The sequence below is a fragment of the Actinosynnema sp. NPDC023794 genome, from assembly GCF_040639675.1.
In the GTDB taxonomy this organism is placed as follows: domain Bacteria; phylum Actinomycetota; class Actinomycetes; order Mycobacteriales; family Pseudonocardiaceae; genus Actinosynnema; species Actinosynnema luteola.
In genome coordinates, this window is the sequence record NZ_JBFAFR010000036.1 from 71262 (window position 1) to 92404 (window position 21143).

Below are 21143 nucleotides of genomic sequence, written 5' to 3' on the forward strand. Positions count from 1 at the left end.
GAGGCCGCTTCGTGATCTGCGGCATCACGGTGGAGAACCCTCAGCGGTCGCGGTGGACGATCGCGTGGGCGAGGTCGGTCAGCTCCGCCGCCGCGCGCGGCGCGGGCTTGATCGAGTCGAGTCGGCGCAACGCCTCGCCGAGGAGCAGCTCCGCCTGCCGCTCGCTCCAGGCGCGACCGCCGGCCGCTTCGACGAGGCGCGCCGCGCGGGCCGGGTCGGCGACCACCGGACGCCCGTCGCCCTCGTACATCACGGCGAGTTCCCGGCCCGCCGGCGTGTCGGACGTCAAAGCGGCGACGACCGGCAGCGACTTCTTGCGGGCGCGCAGGTCGCCGTGCACCGGCTTGCCGGTCGCGGACTCGTCGCCCCAGATCCCCAGCAGGTCGTCGACGTGCTGGAACGCCAGCCCCAGGCGCAGGCCGAAGTCACGCAGGCCCGCGACCTCGGCGGGCCCGGCGCCGGCGAACATCGCGCCGAGGGCGCAGGCGCAGGCCAGGAGCCCGGCGGTCTTGCGCTCCGCCATGGCCACGCAGTCCGCCACCCCGATGTCGTGCCGCCCCTCGAACGCGATATCGGCTTGTTCTCCGTCGACCAGGTCGAGCACCGCGGCGTTGAGCGTGCGCACGCCGGCCAGCGCGGCCGGGTGCCCGCCGGCGACGAGCACGTCGAAGGCGAGCGCCAGCATCGCGTCACCGGCCAGGACGGCGTCCGGCACGCCGAAGACGCGCCACGCCGTCGGGCGGTGCCGTCGGGTCGGGTCCCCGTCGAGCACGTCGTCGTGCAGCAGCGTGAAGTTGTGCACCAGTTCCACCGCCGCGGCGGCCGGCACGGCGGTGCTCGCCTCGCCCCCGACCGCCTCGGCCGCCAGCTGGGTCAGCACCGGGCGGATCGCCTTGCCGCCGTCCGCGTCGGTCGGCTCGCCGTGCTCGTCCCACCACCCCAGGTGGTACCCGGCGACGCGGCGCGCCGACGCGGGCAACCCGTCGACGGCGGCACGCAGTGCCGGCTGCACCATGTCGCGGCTCCACGCCACGACTTCGCGCACCGGTCGGGCACCGGCGATGGCTTCGGGCGGCACGACGCACCTCCTGGTCGATCGGGTCGGTCGGAGCCGCCGGGACGCCGGTCGCGCCCGCGGGTCAGGCCAGCTGGCGGTCGACCACGTCCGGCGAGAGGACGTGCTGCACCACCATCGCCGCCGCGCCGAGGACGCCGGCGTCGTCACCCGCCTGCGACGGCACGATGCGCAGGTTCCCGGTGGCCAGCGGCAGGGAGCGCCGGTAGATCGCCTCGCGCACACCGGCCAGCAGCATCTCGCCGGCGAGCGCGACGGTGCCGCCGACGACGATCAGCGACGGGTTGAACATGCTCACGCAGGCCGCGAGGACCTCGCCGATGTCGCGGCCCGCCTGCCGCACGGCCTGGCCGGCTTCGAGGTTGCCCGCGCGGACCAGCGCGACGACGTCCGCGCTCGTGTGCGCCTCGACCCCCTTGGCGCGCAACGTCGCCGCGATGGCGGACCCGCTGGCGACCGCTTCGAGGCAGCCGGTGTTGCCGCAGCGGCACGGCACGTCGCCGGCGTGCGGCGCGAGGATGTGGCCGAGGTCGCCCGCCGAGCCCACGGCGCCGCGGTGGAGCTTGCCGTTGCTGATGAAACCGGCGCCTATCCCGGTGGCCACCTTGATCACGATGAGGTGTTCGGCCTCCGGGAAGCACTTCGTGTGCTCGCCGAGGGCCATCAGGTTCACCTCGTTGTCGACCAGGACGGGAACGCCGAGCTCCGCGCCGATGTGGCCCGGGACGTCGTAGCCGTCCCAGCCGGGCATGATCGGCGGGTTGTTCGGCCGGCCGGTGGAGTGCTCGACGGGGCCGGGCAGGCCGATGCCGACTCCCGCCACGCGCGTCGACTCGAGGTCGGTCTCCTCCAGCAGTGACCGCCAGGCCGCCACGAGCCTGGGCAGGACCACTTCCGGACCTTCGGCGATGTCCTGCTCCAACCGGCGCACCGCCAGCGGCGAGCTGGTCAGGTCCGTCACCGCGATGGTCGCGTGGGTGGCGCCCACCTCGGCGGCGAGCACGACCCGCGCGCGGGCGTTGAACACGAACCGGCCGGCCGGGCGCCCGCCGGTCGACGCCTCACTGCCACCGTCGCTGACCAAGCCCGCGTCCAGCAGCGCGTCCAACCTGGCTCGCACGGTCGACCTGGCCAGTCCGGTCACCGTGGTGAGTTCGGAGCGAGTCCGGGGCACGCCGTCGCGGAGCAGGCGCAGCAGCTCTCCCGGAGACGCGGCGCCGACGGTGGATACGTCTTCTTTCACCCTTCAATTGAAGCAGAGGTCACGGTCATACGGCGTCAACCGTCGAAACATGTCCGACTTTTGGTTGACATCCGCCATTACCGATCTTACGGTTCGCCACATGACTGTGACCCACCTAACTCAGCCGGCCACCGCCGGTCGTGCCGAGCCGCGGACGCCGAGGGTCGCCGTGGTGGGCGCCGGGTTCATGGGCCGCGTGCACGCCGAAGCGGCCCGACGGGCCGGGGCCGCGGTGGTCGCCGCGGTGGCGAGCACTCCGGGAGGCGCCGACCGGGCGGCGCGGGCGGTCGGCGCGGACCGCGGCTACCCCGACCTGGCCTCGCTGCTCGACGAGGCGGGGGCCGACGTGGTGCACGTGTGCACGCCCAACGCCCGGCACGCGGAGGCGGTGGACGCCGCGCTCGCTGCGGGCGCGCACGTGATCTGCGAGAAGCCGCTGGCCGTCGGCGTCGCCCAAGCCGCCGGCCTGGCCGACGCGGCGGTGGCCGCGGGCCGGGTGGCGACGGTGCCGTTCGTGTACCGGTTCCACCCGATGGTGCGCGAGCTGCGGGCCAGGTTGGCGGCCGGTCAGGCGGGCGTGGTGTCCACGGTCAGCGGCGGCTACCTGCAGGACTGGCTGTCCCGGCCGAGCGACGACGACTGGCGGGTCGACCCGGCGGTCGGCGGCCCGTCCCGGGCGTTCGCCGACATCGGCTCGCACTGGTGCGACCTGGTCGAGTTCGTCACCGGCGACCGGATCCAGCGGCTGTCCGCGCAGACGGCGACCGTCCAGGCGCGACCGCGGCCGTCGGCCACGCCGACCGAGGACGCCGCGGTCGTCCAGTTCGCCACCGGGTCCGGCGTCCTCGGCACGCTGGTGGTCTCGCAGGTCGCGGCCGGCCGGAAGAACCGGCTGCACCTGGAGGTCTCCGGCACCGAGTCCAGCTTCGCGTTCGACCAGGAGGACCCGGAGCGGCTGTGGGTCGGCAAGCGGGACGGCAACCAGGTGCTGCTGCGCGACCCGGAGACCCTGTCGCCCGCGGCGGCCCGGTACGCGCGCCTGCCCGCCGGTCACGCGCAGGGCTACCAGGACTGCTTCGACGCCTTCGTCGCCGACACCTACCGCGCCGTGCTCGGCGAGGACCGGCCCGATGGCCTGCCGACCTTCGCCGACGGCCTGCGGGCCGTCCGGATCACCGAGGCGGTCCTGGCCTCCGCCGCGTCCGCCGGCGCGTGGACGACCGTCGGGGGAGCCGACGACGGCAGCGAGGCGGACCGATGACCGCCGGCGGTGACGTCGTCGTCCGGCTCACCGGGATCACCAAGAGCTTCCTCGGCGTGCCCGTGCTGCGCGGCGTCGACCTGGAACTGCGCGCGGGCGAGGTGCACGCGCTCATGGGCGAGAACGGCGCGGGCAAGTCGACGCTGCTGAAGGTCCTCGCGGGCGTGCACCGGCCGGACTCCGGCCGGCTGGAGGTCAACGGCGAGCCGGTCGTGTTCGCCACGCCTCGGGACGCCCAGGAGGCGGGCATCGCGATCATCCACCAGGAGTTCAACCTGCTGGAGCACCGCACCGTCGCGGAGAACGTCTACCTCGGCCGCGAGCCGGTCCGCCGGGGCCAGGTGGACCGCCGGAAGATGGAGTCGGACACCGAGGGGCTGCTGGACTGGCTCGGCGAGGACGGGGTCGACCCGGCCGAGACGGTCAACCGGCTGTCGGTCGCGCAGAAGCAGGTCGTCGAGATCGTGAAAGCGCTGTCCACCGACGCCAAGGTGCTGGCGATGGACGAGCCGACCGCCGCGTTGGCCGACCACGAGGTGGAGCTGCTGTACGGCCTGGTCGACCGGTTGCGCACCAGGGGCATCGCGATCCTCTACGTCTCGCACCGCATGCGCGAGGTGTTCGACCTGAGCAAGCGGATCACCGTGCTCAAGGACGGCGCGTTCGTCACCTCCGCCCTCACCGCCGAGCTGACCTCCGACCAGCTCGTGCGCCACATGGTCGGGCGGTCCCTCGACGCGCTCTACCCCGATCGCGCGACCCCGGAGGACCTCGGCGACGTGCGGCTGGCCCTGCGCGGCGCGGGCAACGACCGGGTCCGCGGCGTGACGTTCGAGCTGCGGGCGGGCGAGATCGTGGGCATCGCGGGGCTCCAGGGCTCCGGGCGGTCCGCGATCGCGCGGGCGATCTGGGGCGTCGAGCCGTTCACCACCGGCACGCTCGAGGTCGACGGCGTCGCGCGGCGGATCACCGACCCGCGTGCCGCCGTGCGGCTGGGCATCGGCTACGTCACCGAGGACCGCAAGGGCGAGGGGCTGGCGCTGCGCCAGTCCATCCGGGACAACGCGCTGCTCGTCCGCCGGGCGGCGCTGGCAGGCGGCGCCCGGCGGCGCAAGTCCGACCTCGGCGAGCTGTTGAAGTCGGTCGCGGTCGTGGGACGGGGCGAGCACCAGGAGGTGCGCTACCTGTCCGGCGGCAACCAGCAGAAGGTCGTGCTGGCCAAGTGGCTCGCCGTCGGACCGCGCGTGCTCCTCGTGGACGAACCCACGCGCGGCATCGACGTCGGCGCGAAGCAGGCGGTGCACCGGCTGCTTCGCGACCTCGCCCGCAACGGGGTCGCGATCCTGATGATCTCCTCCGAACTGCCCGAGCTGATCGGCATGAGCGATCGGGTCCTGGTCGTCCACGAGGGCGCGATCGCGGGCGAGCTGCCCGCGGGCGCCGGTGAGGAAGCCGTCATGGGCCTCGCCACGGGGCACGGTATGGGAGAAGTGGCGTGAGCGTCGTGCAGGAGAAGGTCAAGCTCGCGGGCGCGGCCCGTCGCGGTGGGGCGCGGCGGTTCAGCTTCACGCCGACCGTCACCGTCTACCTGGCGCTGGTGGTGCTGCTCGTCGTCGGCAGCGTCCTGGTCGGCCTGAACGGCGGCGTGCTGCTCGACCAGGGCGGCATCCTCAACATCCTGACCCGCAGCACCGTGCTCGGGCTGGTCGCGGTCGGTCAGACCATCGTGATCATCACCGGCTCGCTGGACCTGTCCGTGGCCTACCTGGTCGGGCTGTGCTCGCTCGTGGCGGCGGAGACGATGGCGGGCAGTGACGGCATGGTGGTGCCGGGAGTGCTCCTGGCGCTCGGCGTCGCCGCCGTGGTCGGCCTGGTCAACGGGCTGGTCGTCACGGTCCTCAAGGTCAACGCGTTCATCGCGACCCTCGGCGTGGCGCTCGTCCTGCGCGGCTACCTGGAGCAGAACTACACCGGACCGGCGGGCAGCGTGCCGCGCGCGTTCCAGCACCTCGGGTTCGACCGCATCGGCCCGGTCCCGATCGGCGTGCTGCTGATGCTCCTCGTCGCCGCGGCGGCGTGGTGGTACCTCAAGCGCACCCGCGCCGGTTACCACACCTACGCGGTCGGCGGTGACGTGGACGTCGCCCGGCTGTCCGGTGTGCGCACCGGCCGCACGATCGTCATCGCCCACGTGCTGTGCGCGGTCGCCGCCGGTCTCGCCGGGGTGTTCCTGGCCAGTCGGCTCGGGTCCGGCGCGCCGTACGTCGGCACGGACGCCGGGTACGACCTGGAGTCCATCGCGGCCGTCGTGCTCGGCGGCGCGGCCCTCGCGGGCGGTCGCGGCGGTGTCGTCGGCACGATCGGCGGCGTCCTCATCCTGGCCACCCTCGACACCATCTTCGACGACCTCGCCGTCGACCCGTTCTTCAAGGACGTCGTGCGCGGCATCGTCCTCATCGTCGCGGTGGCGCTCTACGCGCGCCGCAAGCTCTCCAGGAGGTCCGCGTGAGCGCGCCGACCACGTGGCGTCCGCGGCTGGCGGACGGCACCGCGCCCGTGCTGGTGGTGCTCGCCGTGCTGCTGGTGGCGCTGGCCTTCGCCGGTCCCGCCTACTCCGAACCGGCCGGGTACCTGGCGCTGCTCAAGCGCGCCGCGCCGCTGGTGCTCCTGGCCATCGGCCAGTACTTCGTCATCGTCTCCGGCGGGTTCGACCTGTCGGTGGGCTCGCTGGTCACCGCCGAGGTGGTGATCGCGGCCCGGCTGATCGACGGCCAGGAGTCGGCGACCGGCTGGGTGATCGTGCTGCTGCTCGGCTTCGGCCTGCTGGTCGGCCTGGTCAACGGGCTGGTCACGACCAAGCTGCTGGTGCCGTCGTTCATCGTGACCCTCGGGATGCTGCTCATCCTCGACGGCGCGGTGTTCCTGTGGACCGGCGGCGCACCGCGCGGCGCGCTGTCACCGTCGTTCCGCGTGTTCGGTCGCGGTGGCGTCGACCTGCCGGTGCTCGGCCACCTGCCGTGGTCGGTGGTGATCCTGCTGGCCGTCCTCGTCGCCGCCGTGCTGTTCATGCGCAGCGGCACCGGCCGCACGCTGGTCGCGGTGGGGGACAACGAGAACGCCGTGCGGCTGGCCGGCGGTCGGGTGGATCGCCTGAAGGTGCTGGCGTTCGCGCTGTCCGGTCTGCTCGCGGCGCTGGCCGCGATCCTGCTCGGCGGGTTCGCGGGCGTGTCGGCGCAGGTCGGCGAGGGACTGGAGTTCCGCGCCATCACCGCTGTGGTGCTCGGCGGCGTCCTGCTCGGCGGCGGACGGGGTTCCGTCGTCGCCGCGGCGGCCGGCGCGCTCACCCTCGAAGCCCTCTTCTCGCTGCTCAACCTGCTCGGCGTCGCCGGCGCCCTGGAGTCCGCCGTGCAGGGCGTGATCATCATCGCCGCCGTCGCCTACGCCGCCCTCGGCGTCACCCCGCGGCTCCGGTTCCGCCACCGCGCGGCCACGCCCGAGCCTGCCCGCCGCTAGTCACCGCCGCACAAGGAGATCCGATGAACAGGAAGTGGTCCGTCGTGGCCGTCGCGGGCCTGCTGGCCGTGGCCGGCTGCAGCAGCGACCTGCCCGCCGACACCGGCACGCCCGGCACGACGGGCGCGTCGAAGGACGCCGGCGCGAAGTCGGAGTTCTTCGACCAGGCGACGTACGAGCGCCAGTTGAAGTTCCGGTCGACCGCCGCCGAAGGGCCGGCCGACAAGCCGTGGGAGCAGATGATCTCGCCCGAGCTGGTCGACACGGCGAAGTTCGCCAAGCCGGGCGGCGACTACCACCTGTGCTTCTCCAACGCGGCGGTCAACAACCCGTGGCGGCAGGTCGGCTTCAAGACGATGAAGGAGGAGGTGAAGCTGCACCCGGAGATCACCAAGTTCACCGTGCTCGACGCCGAGGCCAAGGACGACAAGCAGATCAGCGACATCCAGTCGTTCGCCTCGCAGGGGTGCAGCGCGCTGATCGTGTCGCCGAACACGACGGCGACCCTGACGCCGGCCATCGAAGCGGCGTGCAGGACCAACGTGCCGGTGATCGTGTTCGACCGCGGCGTCAACTCCACGTGCCCCGTCACGTTCATCCACCCGATCGGCGGGTTCGCGTTCGGCGCGGACGGCGCGGAGTTCCTGAAGGAGAAGGTGAAGCCGGGCGGCAAGATCCTCGCCCTGCGGATCCTGCCCGGCGTCGACGTGCTGGAGCAGCGGTGGGCCGCGGCCGACGAGATCTTCTCGGACAGCGAGCTGAAGGTCGTCGGCGTGGAGTTCACCGACGGTGACGCGGCCAAGACCAAGAGCGTGGTCAACGACTACATCCAGCGCGAGGGCCAGATCGACGGCGTGTGGATGGACGCGGGCGCGACCGCCGTGGCCGCGGTGGAGGCGTTCCAGGACGCGGGCGTGCCGATCCCGGCGTTCGTCGGCGAGGACCAGCAGGACTTCCTGCGCATGTGGGCCGACGAGAAGATGACCGCCGTGGCGCCGACCTACCCGACCTACCAGTGGCGCACCCCGGTCATCGCCGCGTTGAAGGTCCTCAACGGTCAGCAGGTGCCGAAGGAGTGGGTGCTGCCGCAGCCGAAGGTCACCCAGGACACCCTCCAGAGCTTCCTGAAGCAGGACATGCCGCCGCTGCACTACGCGATGTGCGGGTGCGAGTCGATGGCCGGCTACCCCGCGCCCTGGAAGTGACCTCGGAGCCCGGCCCGGACGGAGGAATGGTGCACGCGATCGGTGTGAGCACGTGGGTTTGGACGTCGCCGCTGCGCGACGTGACGCTCGCCGAGCTGGCCACGAGGGCGGCCGGCTGGGGGTTCGACGTGCTCGAGCTCCCGGTGGAGGAGGTCGGCGACTGGGACCCGGCGCACGCCGCGCGGGTGCTGGCCGACCACGGGCTCGCCGCGACCGTGTGCCTGGTGATGCCGCCGGGCCGGGAACTGGTCGCGGCGGAGCCCGCCACCGTCACGGCGACGCAGGACTACCTGCGGCGGGTCGTGGACGTCGCGGTGCGGGTCGGTTCGCCGGTCGTCGCGGGCCCGGCCTACGCGTCGGTCGGCCGCACGTGGCGGATGTCGGAGCGGGAGCGGCGCGACCGGATCGCCGAGTTGCGCGACAACCTGGCGCCGGTGGTGGAGCACGCTCGCGCGGCGGGCGTGCGGGTCGCGGTCGAACCGCTCAACCGCTACGAGACCAGCCTGCTCAACACGGTCGCGCAGACCTTGGAGGCGCTGGAGGGGCTGCCGGTCGACGGGTGCGGCGTGGCGGTCGACGTCTACCACCAGAACATCGAGGAGAAGCACGTCGGTGACGCGATCCGGTCGGCCGCCGGTCGGATCGCGCACGTCCAGGTGTGCGGCAACGACCGCGGCACACCCGGCGACGACCACCTCGACTGGCCGGACGTCGTCGCCGCGCTGGCCGAGGCCGGCTACCCCGGGCCGCTGTGCATCGAGTCGTTCACCGGCGACAACGCGAGCATCGCGACCGCCGCGTCCATCTGGCGCCCGCTCGCCCCGACGCAGGACGCACTCGCCGTCGGCGGGCTGAAGTTCCTCAGGGAGGTGATCGGCTCCAGCTGACCGGCGTCAGTCACCACTCACCGGCGCCGGCACGCCGGGCGGAACAGAAAGCGTGTGGAGGATCGTGAGAACCCCTGTATTCCGCTTGCGCACCGTGTTCGTCCTAGTGCTGGCATTCCTCGTCGTGGCCGGATCGCTGCCGGCGACCGCCGCGGCACACCCCGGCCACGACGCGCCGGCCGAGTTCCGAGCCCTGCTGTTCACCAAGACCGCCGCGGGCGCCTACCGGCACGACTCGATCCCGGCCGGTGTGGCGATGGTCGAGAAGCTCGCCGCGGACCACCACTTCGAGGTGGTGCACAGCGAGGACGCCAACCAGTTCACCGACGCGAACCTGGCCGGGTTCGACGTCGTCATCATGCTCCAGAACGGCGGCATGGTCTGGGACACCGACGCCCAGCGCGCCGCGGTCAAGAAGTTCGTCAACGACGGGGGCGGCATCGTCGCCGTCCACAACGCGACGGACATGAACATCGAGTCGTCGTTCCCCTGGTGGGACGACTTCGTCAACGGCGGCGCGCACATGACCGCGCACTCCGCCAACGGCCTCACCGCCACCTCCTACCAGGTCGACGAGGTGCACGAGTCGACCAGGCACCTGCCGGACCGCTGGCAGAAGGCCGAGGAGTGGTACAACTTCAAGCCCGGCATGCGGGGCAAGGTGCACCCGCTGGTCGAGGTCGACGAGAAGACCTACGACCCGGGCTCCGAGGCCATGGGCCACGACCACCCGATCAGCTGGTGCCGTGACGCCGAGGGCGGCCGGGTCTGGGCGACCGGCATGGGCCACAACGCCGCCGACTACACCGAGCCGAACTTCGTCGCGCACGTGCTGGGCGGCATCCGCACCGCCGCCGGCGTCGTGCCCGCGGACTGCGGCGCCACCGTCGACGCCAACTTCGAGAAGGTGACGCTCGACGACGGCACCCACGCGCCGACGACGCTGGACGTCGCGCCGGACGGCCGCGTGTTCTACACCGAGCTGCTCGGTCAGATCCGCGTGCACGACCCGGTCTCCGACGCGACGTCCACCGCGTTGTCCCTGCCCGTCTACAGCGGCGGCGAGGACGGTCTGGTGTCCTTGGCGCTCGCGCCGGACTTCGCCACCAGCAACCACCTCTACGCGTACTACTCCCCGGCGGGCACCGCCGAGGTCAACCGGCTGTCCCGGTTCACCGCCCAGGGCAACGTGATCCTCCCCGACAGCGAGAAGGTGCTGCTGGAGGTGCCCGCGTCGCGCCGGGAGGAGCCCGGCCACACCGGCGGGTACCTGGAGTTCGGACCCAACGGCAACCTGTACGTCGGTGTCGGCGACGACACCAACCCGTTCCAGTCCAGCGGGTACGCGCCGATCGACGAACGGCCCGGTCACGACCTGTTCGACGCGCAGAAGACCGCGGCGAACACCAACGACCTGCGGGGCAAGATCCTGCGCATCCACCCGGAGCCGGACGGCACGTACACCATCCCCGAGGGCAACATGTTCGCGCCGGGGACGGAGAAGACCCGGCCCGAGATCTACGCCATGGGCTTCCGCAACCCGTTCCGCTTCAACGTCGCCTCCGACGGCACGCTCCACATGGCCGACTACGGCCCGGACGCGGGCGGGGACAACCCGACGCGCGGACCCGGCGGCATCGTCGAGTGGAACGTCATCAAGGAGCCCGGCAACTACGGCTGGCCGTACTGCGTCGGCAACAACACCCCGTTCAACGACTACGACTTCGCCACGAACACCTCCAAGGCGAAGTTCGACTGCGCCAACCCGGTCAACGACTCGCCGAACAACACCGGCCTGACCGCGTTGCCGGCGGCCAGGGCCGCCGACGTCTGGTACGGCAACGGTGCCGAGGGCGACGAGTTCCCCGAGATGGGCACCGGTGGCGAGGCCCCGATGGCCGGGCCGCGCTACGAGTTCGACCCGAACCTGGTGTCGGACGTGAAGTTCCCCGAGTACTACGACGGCAAGCCGTTCTTCTACGACTGGGCGCGCAACAAGTTCTGGACGTTCTCGCAGGACGACCAGGGCGGCCTGCTCAAGATCAACGAGTGGTTCAAGAGCGCCGCGCCCCTGGCGCCGATGGACATGAAGTTCGGTCCGGACGGTGCGATGTACGTCGTGGAGTGGGGCGGTGGCTACGGCCGCGACAACCCGGACTCCGGCGTCTACCGGATCGACTACACGCAGGGCAACCGGCGGCCGACCGCGAAGGCGACGGCGGCCCCGTCCTCGGGCCAGGCGCCGCTGCCGGTGAAGTTCTCCGCCACGCAGTCGTCCGACCCCGAAGGCGCCGCGCTGACCTACGCGTGGACGTTCGGCGACGGCGGCACCTCCACCGAGGCCGAACCCACCCACACCTACACCGCCAACGGCGTCTACAACGCGCAGCTCACCGTGACCGACCCGTCGGGCAAGAGCGGCGTGACCAACGTCCAGGTGACGGTCGGCAACACCGCGCCGTCGGTGACCATGACGTCCCCGGTCGACGGCGGGTTCTTCGACTTCGGCGACGAGGTCGCGTTCGACCTCGACATCACCGACCCGGAGGACGGCCGACCGGACTGCGCCAGGGCGGTCCTCCAGCCCGCGCTCGGCCACGAGGCGCACGCGCACCCGATCGACCAGATCAACGCGTGCGAGGGCAAGTTCACCACGCTGGTGGACGAGGGCCACGCCGACGCGGACATCTTCTACTCCGTCGACGCCTCCTACACCGACCGCGGCGCCGGCGCGCTGCCGCCGCTGGTCGGCCGCGACCTCGCGGTGATCCAGCCCAAGCACAAGCAGGCCGAGTTCCACCAGGAGTCCGCGGGCGTCCTGGTCTCCTCCGACCCGGCCGCCGAATCGGGCAAGCGGGTCGCGGACGTCGGCGACGGCGACTGGATCGCCTTCGACCCGGTGAACCTGCACCGCATCGACCGCGTCACCGCGCGGGTGGCGTCCGCGAGCGCGGGCGGGTCGATCGAACTGCGCGCGGGTTCGCCGACCGGTGACCTCCTCGCCACCATCACGGTGCCCGAGACCGGCGGCATCGGCCGGTACGCGACCGCGCCCGACGTGCCGGTCACCGACCCCGGCGGCACGGTGAAGCTGGTCGCGGTGTTCCGCGGCCCGGCCAACCAGTTCACGCTCGACTCGTTCACGTTCATCGGCAAGGGCGTCTCGGTCAACGCCGCGCCGCACGTGACCGTCACGGCGGACCCGGCGACCGGCGCCGCGCCGTTCACCACCAAGCTCACCGCGACGGCGACCGACGCGGAGGGCGACGCGCCGTTCACCTACTCGTGGGACCTCGGTGACGGCACGTCGGCCTCGGGCGCCGCGGTCGAGCACACCTACGCCGAGGACGGCACGTACTACGCGTCCGTGACGGTCACCGACGCGGCCGGGCGGACCAAGAAGGTGTCCACGCCCGTGCTCGTGCGGGACCCGCCGATGCCGCCCATCACCTGCGACACGCCGAACCCGGCCGTCGCGCCGAGCGACGAGTTCGACGGCGACCGGCTCGACGGGTGCCGCTGGAACGCGGTCCAGCGGCCGGACCTGGACTCGATGCGGGTGGGTGACGGTCTGCTGAGCATCGACACGCTGCCCGGCGACATCAACGGCGGCGACAACGACGACCCGCGCAACTTCGTCCTGCAGAACGCGCCCACGGGTGACTGGACGGTGGAGACGAGGTTGGCCGCGCCGGTGGTCGAGCAGTGGCAGCTCGCCGGCTTCATGGTGTACGCCAACGACGACGATTACGTGAAGTTCGACGTCGTCGCGCGCAACGCGCCGGGCCAGGCCGTCACGTTGGGCGCGGAGCTCGTCTCCGAGAACAACGGCTCGTTCGGCGACGGCGGCAACCGGGGCACCACCATCGGCACGCCGGAGAGCGGGTGGTGGCACCTGCGGCTGAAGAAGGTGGGCAACACCTACAGCGGCGAGATCAGCGACGGCGGCACCACGTGGACGTCAATGGGCGCCCCGGTCACGAACGACGTGCCGAACGCGAAGTTCGGCCTGATGGCGATCGGCCCGTCGCAGACCATGGGCCCGGTGACGGTCGACTTCGACTGGTTCCGGGTGTCCGGTGTGGACACCACCGCCCCCGAGGTCACGGCCACCGTGAACCCGGCCGAGCCCAACGGCGCGGACGGCTGGTGGACCACGGCGCCGACCGTGGCGATCGCCGCGGTGGACGCCGGTTCCGGCGTGGCGAGCACCGAGTACCGGATCGGCGGTGGCGACTGGAAGCCCTACACCGCACCGTTCCCCGTGGCCGGCGACGGCGCCCACGCGGTGCAGTACCGGGCGACCGACGTGCGGGGCAACCGGTCCGAACCCGGTTCGGTGGCGGTCAAGGTCGACGCGAGCGCGCCGACCGTGAAGCTCACCGGGCTGCACGACGGCGTGAGCTACGGGCACGCCGAGGACGAGGTGGTCACCTGGCAGGGCGAGGACGCCACGTCCGGGGTCGGATCGGTCACCGCCACGCTCGACGGCCGTCCGGTGGCGTCCGGCACGACCATCCCGATGCACGCGCTCGCGCTCGGCGCGCACACCCTGGCGCTGACCGCGACCGACAAAGCGGGCAACAAGCGGGACGTGGTGGTGTCGTTCACCGTCACGACCTCGTTGCCCGACCTGCAGGCCATGGTCGACCGGTTCTCGGCGGAGCGGCGCATCACGTCGTCCGTCGCGCGAGGGCTGGACCGCGACCTGGACGACGCCCGGCGGTTGCTGTTCGACGGCAAGCCCGCCAAGGCGATCGAGGAGCTGGAGGGTTTCCGCGACGCGGTCTCCCGCAAGGTGACCGATCGGGTCGTGCGCGACCTGCTCGTCGCCGACGCCGAGGTGGTGATCGCGGCGCTGCGGAGGCAGTCGGGCGGTAGCTGACGGGCGATGGCCGGCGCCACCGTGCTCCGGCCACCAGCGCGTGGGGGCGGTTGCCGGACCGCCCCCACCCGACCGGTGCCGGGACGTTCGCGTCCCGGCACCGGTCGGTGACCGGATGTTCGAGTGAGCGGGCGAAGGAGGGTGGCCAATGACGGACGAACCCACCGGGCTGTGGCTGATCGGGGCACGCGGATCGGTCGCGACGACGGCGATGGGCGGGCTGCTGGCGCTGCGCGCCGGACTGGCACCGCCGACCGGCTGCGTGACCGAACGGCCAGAGCTGGCAGGCGTCCCGCTGCCGGGCTGGCACGACCTGGTCGTCGGCGGGCACGACGTCGTCGACACACCCCTGGTCAAGCGCGCCGAGCAGCTCGTGGACAGCGGTGTGCTGCCGCACCGCCTGCTCGGCGCGATCGCGGACGGCCTGCACGCGGCCGACGCCGAGGTCCGACCCGGCTACCACCCGGTGACGCACCGGGGCAGCCAGGCCGAGGCGGCGCGCCGGCTCGCCGCCGACATCACCGACTTCCAGGCGCGGCACGGCCTGGCCCGGGTCGTCGTGGTCAACGTGTCCTCGACCGAACCGCCCGTGCCCGCCACGCCTGAGCACGGCGACCTGGGGTTGTTGGAAGAAGCGCTGGCCGACCCGGCGCGCGCGGTGCTGCCGCCCAGTTCGGTGGCGGCGTACGCGGCGTTGCGCGCGGGCTGCCCGTTCGTGGACTTCACCCCGTCCACCGGCATCGCGCTGCCCGCGCTGGACCAGCTGGCCCACCGGGAACGGCTGCCGTACGCGGGGCGTGACGGCAAGACGGGGGAGACGTTGCTGCGGACGGTGCTCGCGCCGATGTTCACCGCGCGCGCGTTGCGGGTGCGGTCGTGGGCGGGCACGAACCTGCTCGGCGGCGGCGACGGCGCGACCCTGGAGGACCCGGCGCACGCGGGCAGCAAGCTGGAGTCGAAGGCGCGCGGCCTGGCGGCGTTGCTCGGCGAGGACGTCACCGCGCCGCTGCACATCGACAACGTGCCCGACCTGGGCGAGCAGAAGACCGCGTGGGACCACGTGTCGTTCGAGGGGTTCCTCGGCGTGCGCATGTCCCTGCACCTGACCTGGACCGGGCTGGACTCCTCGCTGGCCGCGCCGCTCGTGCTGGACCTGACCCGGCTGGTGGCGGCGGCGCACGCGGCCGGCGAGGTGGGCGCGCTGGGGGCGCTCGGGTTCTTCTTCAAGGACCCGCTGGGCAGCGACGAGCACCGGTTCGCGGAGCAGACCCGTGAGCTGTACCGGTGGGCGGGTGAGCTCGCGTGAGGGCGTACGCGGAGCTGGTCCGCGCGCCGGCCGCGCTGACCGTGCTCGGTGACACCCTGGCCGGCGCGGCGGCGGCCGGCGTGCCGTTGCGGGGCAGACGCTTGTTGCTGCCGCTGTCGTCGGTGGCGTTGTACTGGTCCGGGATGGCGCTCAACGACTGGGCCGACCGCGAGCTCGACGCGGTGGAACGCCCGGAGCGGCCGATCCCGTCGGGCCGGATCAGCCCTCGGGCCGCGCTGACCTTCGCGGTGGGCCTGAGCGCGACCGGGCTCGGCCTCGCCGCGCTGGCCGGCGGGCGTGACGCCCTGGCGGTCGCGGCGCCGCTGGCGGTGGCGGTGTGGTCCTACGACACGGTGCTGAAGGACACGGCGGCCGGACCGCTGGCGATGGCCGCGTGCCGAGGGCTGGACGTGGTGCTGGGCGCGGGCCGGGAACGGGCGGTGAGCGCCCTGCCCGCCGCCGCCGTCATGGCCGGGCACACGCTCGGCGTGACGGCGTTGTCGCGCGGCGAGGTGCGGGGCGCGTCCTCCGGCGCGGCGAAGGCCGTGCTCGGCGGCACGGTGGCGACGGCGGTGGCGACGATCGCCCGGCCGGGGCGGACGTGGCGGCACCGGCTGGGCGCGCTCGCCGGCGTGGCCACGTACGCGGTCACGGTGGGCCGCGCGCAGCTGGCGGCGGTGCGGGACCCCGGTGCGGGCGTGGTCAGGTCGGCCACGAAGAACGGCATCCACGGCATGGTGCCGCTGCAATGCGCCCTCGTGGCGCGCGGCGGGTCGCCTGCCGTCGCCGCCGGTCTCGCCCTCGTGCTGCCGCTGGCCCGCAAGCTGGGCCGGAAGGTGGGGCCGACATGACGTTCCACCTCGGCTACGGCACCAACGGGTTCGCCAACCACCGGCTGGACGACGCGCTCGCGGTGATCGCCGACCTCGGCTACACCGGGGTGGCGCTCACGCTCGACCACCACCACCTCGACCCGTTCGCGCCCGACCTCCCGCAGCAGGTCAAGAAGGTGGCCGCGCGGCTGGACCGGCTCGGGCTCGGCGTCGTGGTGGAGACCGGCGCGCGCTTCCTGCTCGACCGGAAGCGCAAGCACCACCCGACGCTCGTGAGCGACGGGCAGGAGGTCCGGGTGGACTTCCTGCTGCGCGCGCTGGAGATCGCGGCCGACCTCGGCGCCGACTGCGTGTCGTTCTGGTCCGGCGTCGTGCCACCGGACGTGGACGACGACGAGGCGTGGCGGCGGATGCGGTCGGGCGTCACGGCGGTGCTGGACGGCGCGGCGCGGCACGGCGTGCCCCTCGCGCTGGAACCCGAACCCGGGATGCTGGTCGAACGGCTCGACCAGGCGCTGCGGCTGCGCGCCGACCTCGGTTCGCCCGCCCTGCTCGGGATCACCCTCGACGTGGGGCACTGCGTCGCGGTCGAACCCGAGGACGCCGCCGCGTGCGTCCGCCGCGCGGGCGACCTCCTGCTCAACGTGCAGCTGGACGACATGCTGCCGGGCGTGCACGAGCACCTGGAGTTCGGGGAGGGCGACCTGGACCTCGCCGCCACCCTCGCCGCGCTGGACGAGATCGGCTACACCGGGCTGGCCGGTGTCGAGCTGCCCCGTCACAGCCACGCCGCGCCGGACGTGGCGCGCCGGGCCATGAGCGCCCTGCGCGAGGCGTCGCCCAAGCCGGACCCGCGGTCGGTGGCCGGGAGCGCGCTGGGCGGGGCGTCGCCCGAACCGGACCCGTGGCTGGTGGAGGCCGAGCGCGCGGTGCGGGCCGATCCCACGTCGATCCGGTCGATCTTCCCCGCGGTCGGCCGGGCCGTCGGCAGGCAGGCATTGCGGGGCGAGGCCGACCCGCTCGGCGTGGTGCACGGGACCGTCGACGACGCGGCCCGCACCCGGCTGCTGACCGCGCTCGCGTCGGCGACGGCTCCGGAGGAGCTGGCGGCCGAGCTGGTCTCGCTCTACCGCTTCGGCGACGACGCCGAACGCCGCGGCGTCCTGCGGGGGCTCGGCCCCGTCGGGGACAAGGCGCCCGCGGCCGGTCTCGAACTCGTCAAGGACGCGTTGCGCACCAACGACACCAGGCTCGTCGCCGCGGCGCTCGGGCCGTTCGCGGCCGATCACCTCGACGCGCACTCGTGGCGGCACGGCGTGCTCAAGTGCCTGTTCCTGGACATACCCCTCGCCGCCGTGGCCGGGCTGGACCGGCGCGCGGACGCCGAACTGCGGCGCATGGTCGCCGCGTTCGCCGACGAACGGCGGGCCGCCGGCCGCACCGTGCCCGACGACGCGCTCGAACTGCTGAGGAGCGAGACCTGATGCGCATCTTCGACCCGCACATCCACATGACCTCACGGACGACGGACGACTACGAGGCGATGCACGCGGCCGGCGTGCGGGCGGTGGTCGAGCCCGCGTTCTGGCTGGGGCAACCGCGCACGAACGTCGGCTCGTTCACCGACTACTTCGACGCCCTGATCGGCTGGGAGAGGTTCCGGGCGGCGCAGTTCGGCATCCGGCACCACTGCGCCATCGCGCTGAACCCCAAGGAGGCCAACGACCCGCGCTGCACCGCCGTGCTCGACGTGCTGCCGCGCTACCTCGCCAAGGACGGCGTGGTCGCGGTCGGCGAGATCGGCTACGACTCGATGACCCCGGAGGAGGACGAGGCGTTCGCGCGACAGCTGGAGCTCGCGGTGCGGCACGACCTCCCGGCGCTGGTGCACACGCCCCACCGGGACAAGGCCGCCGGCACGGCGCGCACGCTCGACCTCGTCCGCGAATCGGGCCTGCCCCCGGAACGGGTGCTCGTGGACCACCTGAACGAGATGACGGTGCGCGCGGTGGCCGAGTCAGGGTGCTGGATGGGCTTCTCGATCTACCCGGACACGAAGATGGACGAGGCCAGGATGGTGGCGTTGCTGGGCGAGTACGGCACGGACCGGGTCCTGGTGAACTCCGCCGCCGACTGGGGCCGGTCCGACCCGCTCAAGACGCAGAAGACCGGGTTGGCGATGCTGGCCGCCGGGTTCGACGAGGCCGAGGTCGACAAGGTGCTGTGGCGCAACCCGATCGAGTTCTACGGGCAGAGCGGGCGGCTGGCGCTCGACGAGCCGGACGAGCCGGCCGCGTCGCCGACGTTCGCGGGCAACTCGATCCTGCGGGGTGGCTCGTGATCCCGGCGTACTGCACCAACGTCCACCCGGCCGAGGACCTGGCCGGCGTCGTCGCCCAGCTGGACCGCTACGCCGTCGGGGTGCGGGAGGCGCTCGGCGTCGACACCCTCGCGCTGGGGCTGTGGCTGGCCGAGCCGGTCGCGCGCGGCCTCGCGGAGGACGGGGCGGCCCGGCGGCGCCTGGCGGCCGACCTGCGGGCCAGGGGACTGGAGGTGAGCACCCTCAACGCGTTCCCGTACGGCGGGTTCCACCACGAGGTCGTCAAGCACTCCGTCTACCACCCGACGTGGACCGACCCGCGACGCACCTCGTACACGCTCGCGTGCGCGACCGTGCTCGCCGACCTGCTGCCCGATTCCGCGTCCTACGGCAGCATCTCGACGTTGCCGCTGGGCTGGCGCGAGCCGTGGGCAGGCGACGACGACGTGCGCGCCCAGGCCGCGTTCGACGCCGTCGCCCGCTTCCTGCGCGCCGAAGCGGTCCGGCACGGCAGGCCGATCAGGCTGGCCGTCGAGCCGGAGCCGGGCTGCGTGCTCGACACCGTCGCCGACGCCGTCGCGTGGCTGGCCGACCGCGTCGACCACGACCACGTCGGGATCTGCCTGGACACCTGCCACCTGGCCGTGTCCTTCGCCGACCCGGTCGAGGCGGTCAAGGGGGTCCGCGAGACGGGGCTGTCGGTGGTCAAGGTGCAGGCGTCGGCGGCGCTGGAGGTCGCCGAACCGGGCACGGAGGAGGGCAGGCGGGCCATCGCCGCGTTCGTCGAGCCGCGGTACCTGCACCAGGTGCGGGAGAACGCGCCCACCGGCGTGCTCGCGGCCGACGACCTGCCCGAGGCGCTGACCGACCTGCCCGCCGCGCACCCGTGGCGGGTGCACTTCCACGTGCCGCTGCACGACCGGCCCGCGGCGCCGCTCACCTCCACCACGGACGTGCTGCTGACGGCGGTCGAGGCGGTCCGGTCGACCGCGGAGGCGATGCCGCACGTCGAGGTCGAGACCTACACGTGGACCGTCCTGCCCGGCGCGGGCGACGACCTGGCCGCCGGTATCGCCGCCGAACTGCGCTGGGCGGCGGACCACCTCGGAGACGGAGGCACCGCATGAAACCGTTGGTGGTCATCGACGTCGTCGGCATGACGCCGGCGTTGCTGCCCCACATGCCCAACCTCGCCCGCCTCGGCCGGCGGGGCTGGCAGGCCGAGCTGGGCACGGTGCTGCCCGCCGTGACGTGCAGCGCCCAGTCCACGCTGCTGACCGGGCTCACCCCGGCCGAGCACGGCATCGTCGGCAACGGCTGGTACTTCCGCGACCTCGGCGAGGTCCACCTGTGGCGCCAGCACAACCGGCTCGTCCAGGGCGAGAAGCTGTGGGAGACCGCCCGTCGCGTCCAACCCGGCTACACCGCCGCGAACATCTGCTGGTGGTACGCCATGGGCGCGTCGACGGACATCACCGTCACCCCGCGGCCGATCTACCACGCCGACGGCCGCAAGTCGCCCGACGCCTACGTCCGCCCGCCCGCGCTGCACGACGAGCTGGTCGGCGAACTGGGCGAGTTCCCGCTGTTCCAGTACTGGGGACCGACCGCGACCCTGAAGTCCAGCGAGTGGATCGTCGGCGCGGCCCGGCGGGTGCTGGCGGCGCAACGCCCGGACCTGCTGCTCGTCTACGTGCCCCACCTGGACTACGACCTCCAGCGGTTCGGACCTGCCGGCCCGGAGGCCGCACGCGCGGCGGCCGACGTGGACACCGCGCTCGCCCCGCTGCTCGCCGACGCCGAAGCGGCCGGCGCGACCGTCGTGGCGCTGTCGGAGTACGGCCTCACGGCGGCGCGCAGGCCCGTCGACGTCAACCGGGCGTTGCGCCGGGCCGGGTTGCTGGAGGTCTACACCCAGGCCGGGATGGAACTGCTGGACCCGTGGGCGTCACGGGCCTTCGCGGTGGCCGATCACCAGATCGCCCACGTCTACGTCGCCGACCCGGCCGACGTGCCCCGGGCCCGAGCGGTGCTGGCGGAGTTGCCCGGCGTGGACACCGTGCTCGACCGCGAGGGGCAGGCCGGCGTCCACCTCGACCACGAACGGTCGGGCGAGCTGGTCGCGGTGGCGGAGCCGGACGCCTGGTTCACCTACTACTACTGGACCGACGACGACCGCGCGCCGGACTTCGCGCGTGGCGTGGAGATCCACCGCAAACCGGGCTACGACCCGGCGGAGCTGTTCTTCGACCCGCGCGACCCGCTCGTCAAGGCCAAGGCCGGCCTCAACCTGGCGCGCAAGAAGCTCGGCCTCCGCTACGCGATGAACGTGGTGCCGCTCGACCCGTCGTGCGTGCGGGGCACGCACGGCAGGCTCCCCGACCGCGCCGAGGACGGCCCGGTGCTGCTGTGCTCCGACCCCGCCGCGCCGGACGCGGTCGAGCGCACCGGCCGGATCGCCGCCACCGACGTCCGCGACCTGCTGCTCGACCTGCAAGGCCTGTCCGCACCCGCGAGGGGCGCCGACCGCTGAGCCGACCGTCGGGCCCCCCCCGGGGGGGGGGGGGCGCGGGCGGGCGCGAGGGGGGAGCAAACCACAGTAAAAAACAGAAAAA

General features: G+C 73.1%; 15 protein-coding genes. 13 read left to right on the forward strand and 2 right to left on the reverse strand.

Features of this window, described 5'->3' with window-relative positions:
* Positions 1-40: 40 nt before the first annotated feature.
* Together AB0H12_RS39490 and AB0H12_RS39495 are read right to left on the reverse strand one after the other, a co-directional pair.
* On the reverse strand, positions 41-1078 hold the full coding sequence (locus AB0H12_RS39490; RefSeq protein ID WP_499630180.1) for a family 2 encapsulin nanocompartment cargo protein polyprenyl transferase: 1038 nt from the start codon (positions 1076-1078) through the stop codon (positions 41-43).
* 61 nt (positions 1079-1139) lie between these two features.
* A complete protein-coding gene (locus tag AB0H12_RS39495) occupies positions 1140-2318 on the reverse strand; it encodes an ROK family transcriptional regulator (RefSeq protein ID WP_499630181.1) in 1179 nt (392 codons plus the stop codon).
* Positions 2319-2418: 100 nt separating this feature from the next.
* Between AB0H12_RS39495 and AB0H12_RS39500 the strand changes: the two genes are divergently transcribed.
* The 13 genes from AB0H12_RS39500 (at position 2419) to AB0H12_RS39560 (ending at position 21061) form a co-directional block, all read left to right on the forward strand.
* Positions 2419-3579 (forward strand): Gfo/Idh/MocA family oxidoreductase, encoded by a 1161-nt coding sequence (locus AB0H12_RS39500; protein ID WP_499630182.1) that lies wholly within the window; start codon positions 2419-2421, stop codon positions 3577-3579.
* Complete coding sequence (locus AB0H12_RS39505; RefSeq protein WP_499630184.1) at positions 3576-5078, forward strand: sugar ABC transporter ATP-binding protein; 1503 nt, start codon at positions 3576-3578, stop codon at positions 5076-5078. The genes AB0H12_RS39500 and AB0H12_RS39505 overlap by 4 nt, the downstream gene beginning before the upstream one ends.
* A gap of 125 nt (positions 5079-5203) precedes the next feature.
* Positions 5204-6088 carry an ABC transporter permease gene (locus AB0H12_RS39510; RefSeq protein WP_499630207.1) on the forward strand — a complete coding sequence of 295 codons (885 nt, stop codon included), beginning with the start codon at positions 5204-5206 and terminating at the stop codon, positions 6086-6088.
* Positions 6085-7092, forward strand: coding sequence for an ABC transporter permease (locus tag AB0H12_RS39515; RefSeq protein WP_499630186.1), 1008 nt, complete (start codon positions 6085-6087; stop codon positions 7090-7092). Before AB0H12_RS39510 ends, AB0H12_RS39515 begins: the two co-directional genes overlap by 4 nt.
* 23 nt (positions 7093-7115) lie before the next feature.
* Positions 7116-8297: a substrate-binding domain-containing protein gene (locus AB0H12_RS39520; protein ID WP_499630188.1), complete on the forward strand. Its 1182-nt coding sequence runs from the start codon at positions 7116-7118 to the stop codon at positions 8295-8297.
* Positions 8298-8323: 26 nt separating this feature from the next.
* On the forward strand, positions 8324-9184 hold the full coding sequence (locus AB0H12_RS39525; protein ID WP_499630190.1) for a sugar phosphate isomerase/epimerase family protein: 861 nt from the start codon (positions 8324-8326) through the stop codon (positions 9182-9184).
* Positions 9185-9248: 64 nt separating this feature from the next.
* On the forward strand, positions 9249-14069 hold the full coding sequence (locus AB0H12_RS39530) for a ThuA domain-containing protein (protein ID WP_499630192.1): 4821 nt from the start codon (positions 9249-9251) through the stop codon (positions 14067-14069).
* Between the two features lie 148 nt (positions 14070-14217).
* Positions 14218-15375 carry an inositol-3-phosphate synthase gene (locus AB0H12_RS39535; RefSeq protein WP_499630194.1) on the forward strand — a complete coding sequence of 386 codons (1158 nt, stop codon included), beginning with the start codon at positions 14218-14220 and terminating at the stop codon, positions 15373-15375.
* On the forward strand, positions 15372-16226 hold the full coding sequence (locus AB0H12_RS39540; protein ID WP_499630196.1) for an SCO3242 family prenyltransferase: 855 nt from the start codon (positions 15372-15374) through the stop codon (positions 16224-16226). Before AB0H12_RS39535 ends, AB0H12_RS39540 begins: the two co-directional genes overlap by 4 nt.
* Complete coding sequence (locus AB0H12_RS39545) at positions 16223-17692, forward strand: EboA domain-containing protein (RefSeq protein WP_499630198.1); 1470 nt, start codon at positions 16223-16225, stop codon at positions 17690-17692. The genes AB0H12_RS39540 and AB0H12_RS39545 overlap by 4 nt, the downstream gene beginning before the upstream one ends.
* The gene (locus tag AB0H12_RS39550; RefSeq protein ID WP_499630200.1) at positions 17692-18549 is read left to right on the forward strand and encodes a TatD family hydrolase; all 858 of its coding nucleotides are present in this window, start codon (positions 17692-17694) and stop codon (positions 18547-18549) included. Before AB0H12_RS39545 ends, AB0H12_RS39550 begins: the two co-directional genes overlap by 1 nt.
* Positions 18549-19655: a metabolite traffic protein EboE gene (gene eboE, locus AB0H12_RS39555; protein WP_499630209.1), complete on the forward strand. Its 1107-nt coding sequence runs from the start codon at positions 18549-18551 to the stop codon at positions 19653-19655. Before AB0H12_RS39550 ends, eboE begins: the two co-directional genes overlap by 1 nt.
* The gene (locus AB0H12_RS39560) at positions 19652-21061 is read left to right on the forward strand and encodes an alkaline phosphatase family protein (protein WP_499630202.1); all 1410 of its coding nucleotides are present in this window, start codon (positions 19652-19654) and stop codon (positions 21059-21061) included. The genes eboE and AB0H12_RS39560 overlap by 4 nt, the downstream gene beginning before the upstream one ends.
* Positions 21062-21143: the final 82 nt, after the last annotated feature.

Coding starts and splice junctions, on each gene's coding strand:
- AB0H12_RS39500 (WP_499630182.1), top strand. CDS start 2,419: ATGACTGTGACCCACCTAACTCAGCCGGCCACCGCCGGTCGTGCCGAG.
- AB0H12_RS39505 (WP_499630184.1), top strand. CDS start 3,576: ATGACCGCCGGCGGTGACGTCGTCGTCCGGCTCACCGGGATCACCAAG.
- AB0H12_RS39520 (WP_499630188.1), top strand. CDS start 7,116: ATGAACAGGAAGTGGTCCGTCGTGGCCGTCGCGGGCCTGCTGGCCGTG.
- AB0H12_RS39525 (WP_499630190.1), top strand. CDS start 8,324: ATGGTGCACGCGATCGGTGTGAGCACGTGGGTTTGGACGTCGCCGCTG.
- AB0H12_RS39535 (WP_499630194.1), top strand. CDS start 14,218: ATGACGGACGAACCCACCGGGCTGTGGCTGATCGGGGCACGCGGATCG.
- AB0H12_RS39545 (WP_499630198.1), top strand. CDS start 16,223: ATGACGTTCCACCTCGGCTACGGCACCAACGGGTTCGCCAACCACCGG.
- AB0H12_RS39550 (WP_499630200.1), top strand. CDS start 17,692: ATGCGCATCTTCGACCCGCACATCCACATGACCTCACGGACGACGGAC.
- AB0H12_RS39560 (WP_499630202.1), top strand. CDS start 19,652: ATGAAACCGTTGGTGGTCATCGACGTCGTCGGCATGACGCCGGCGTTG.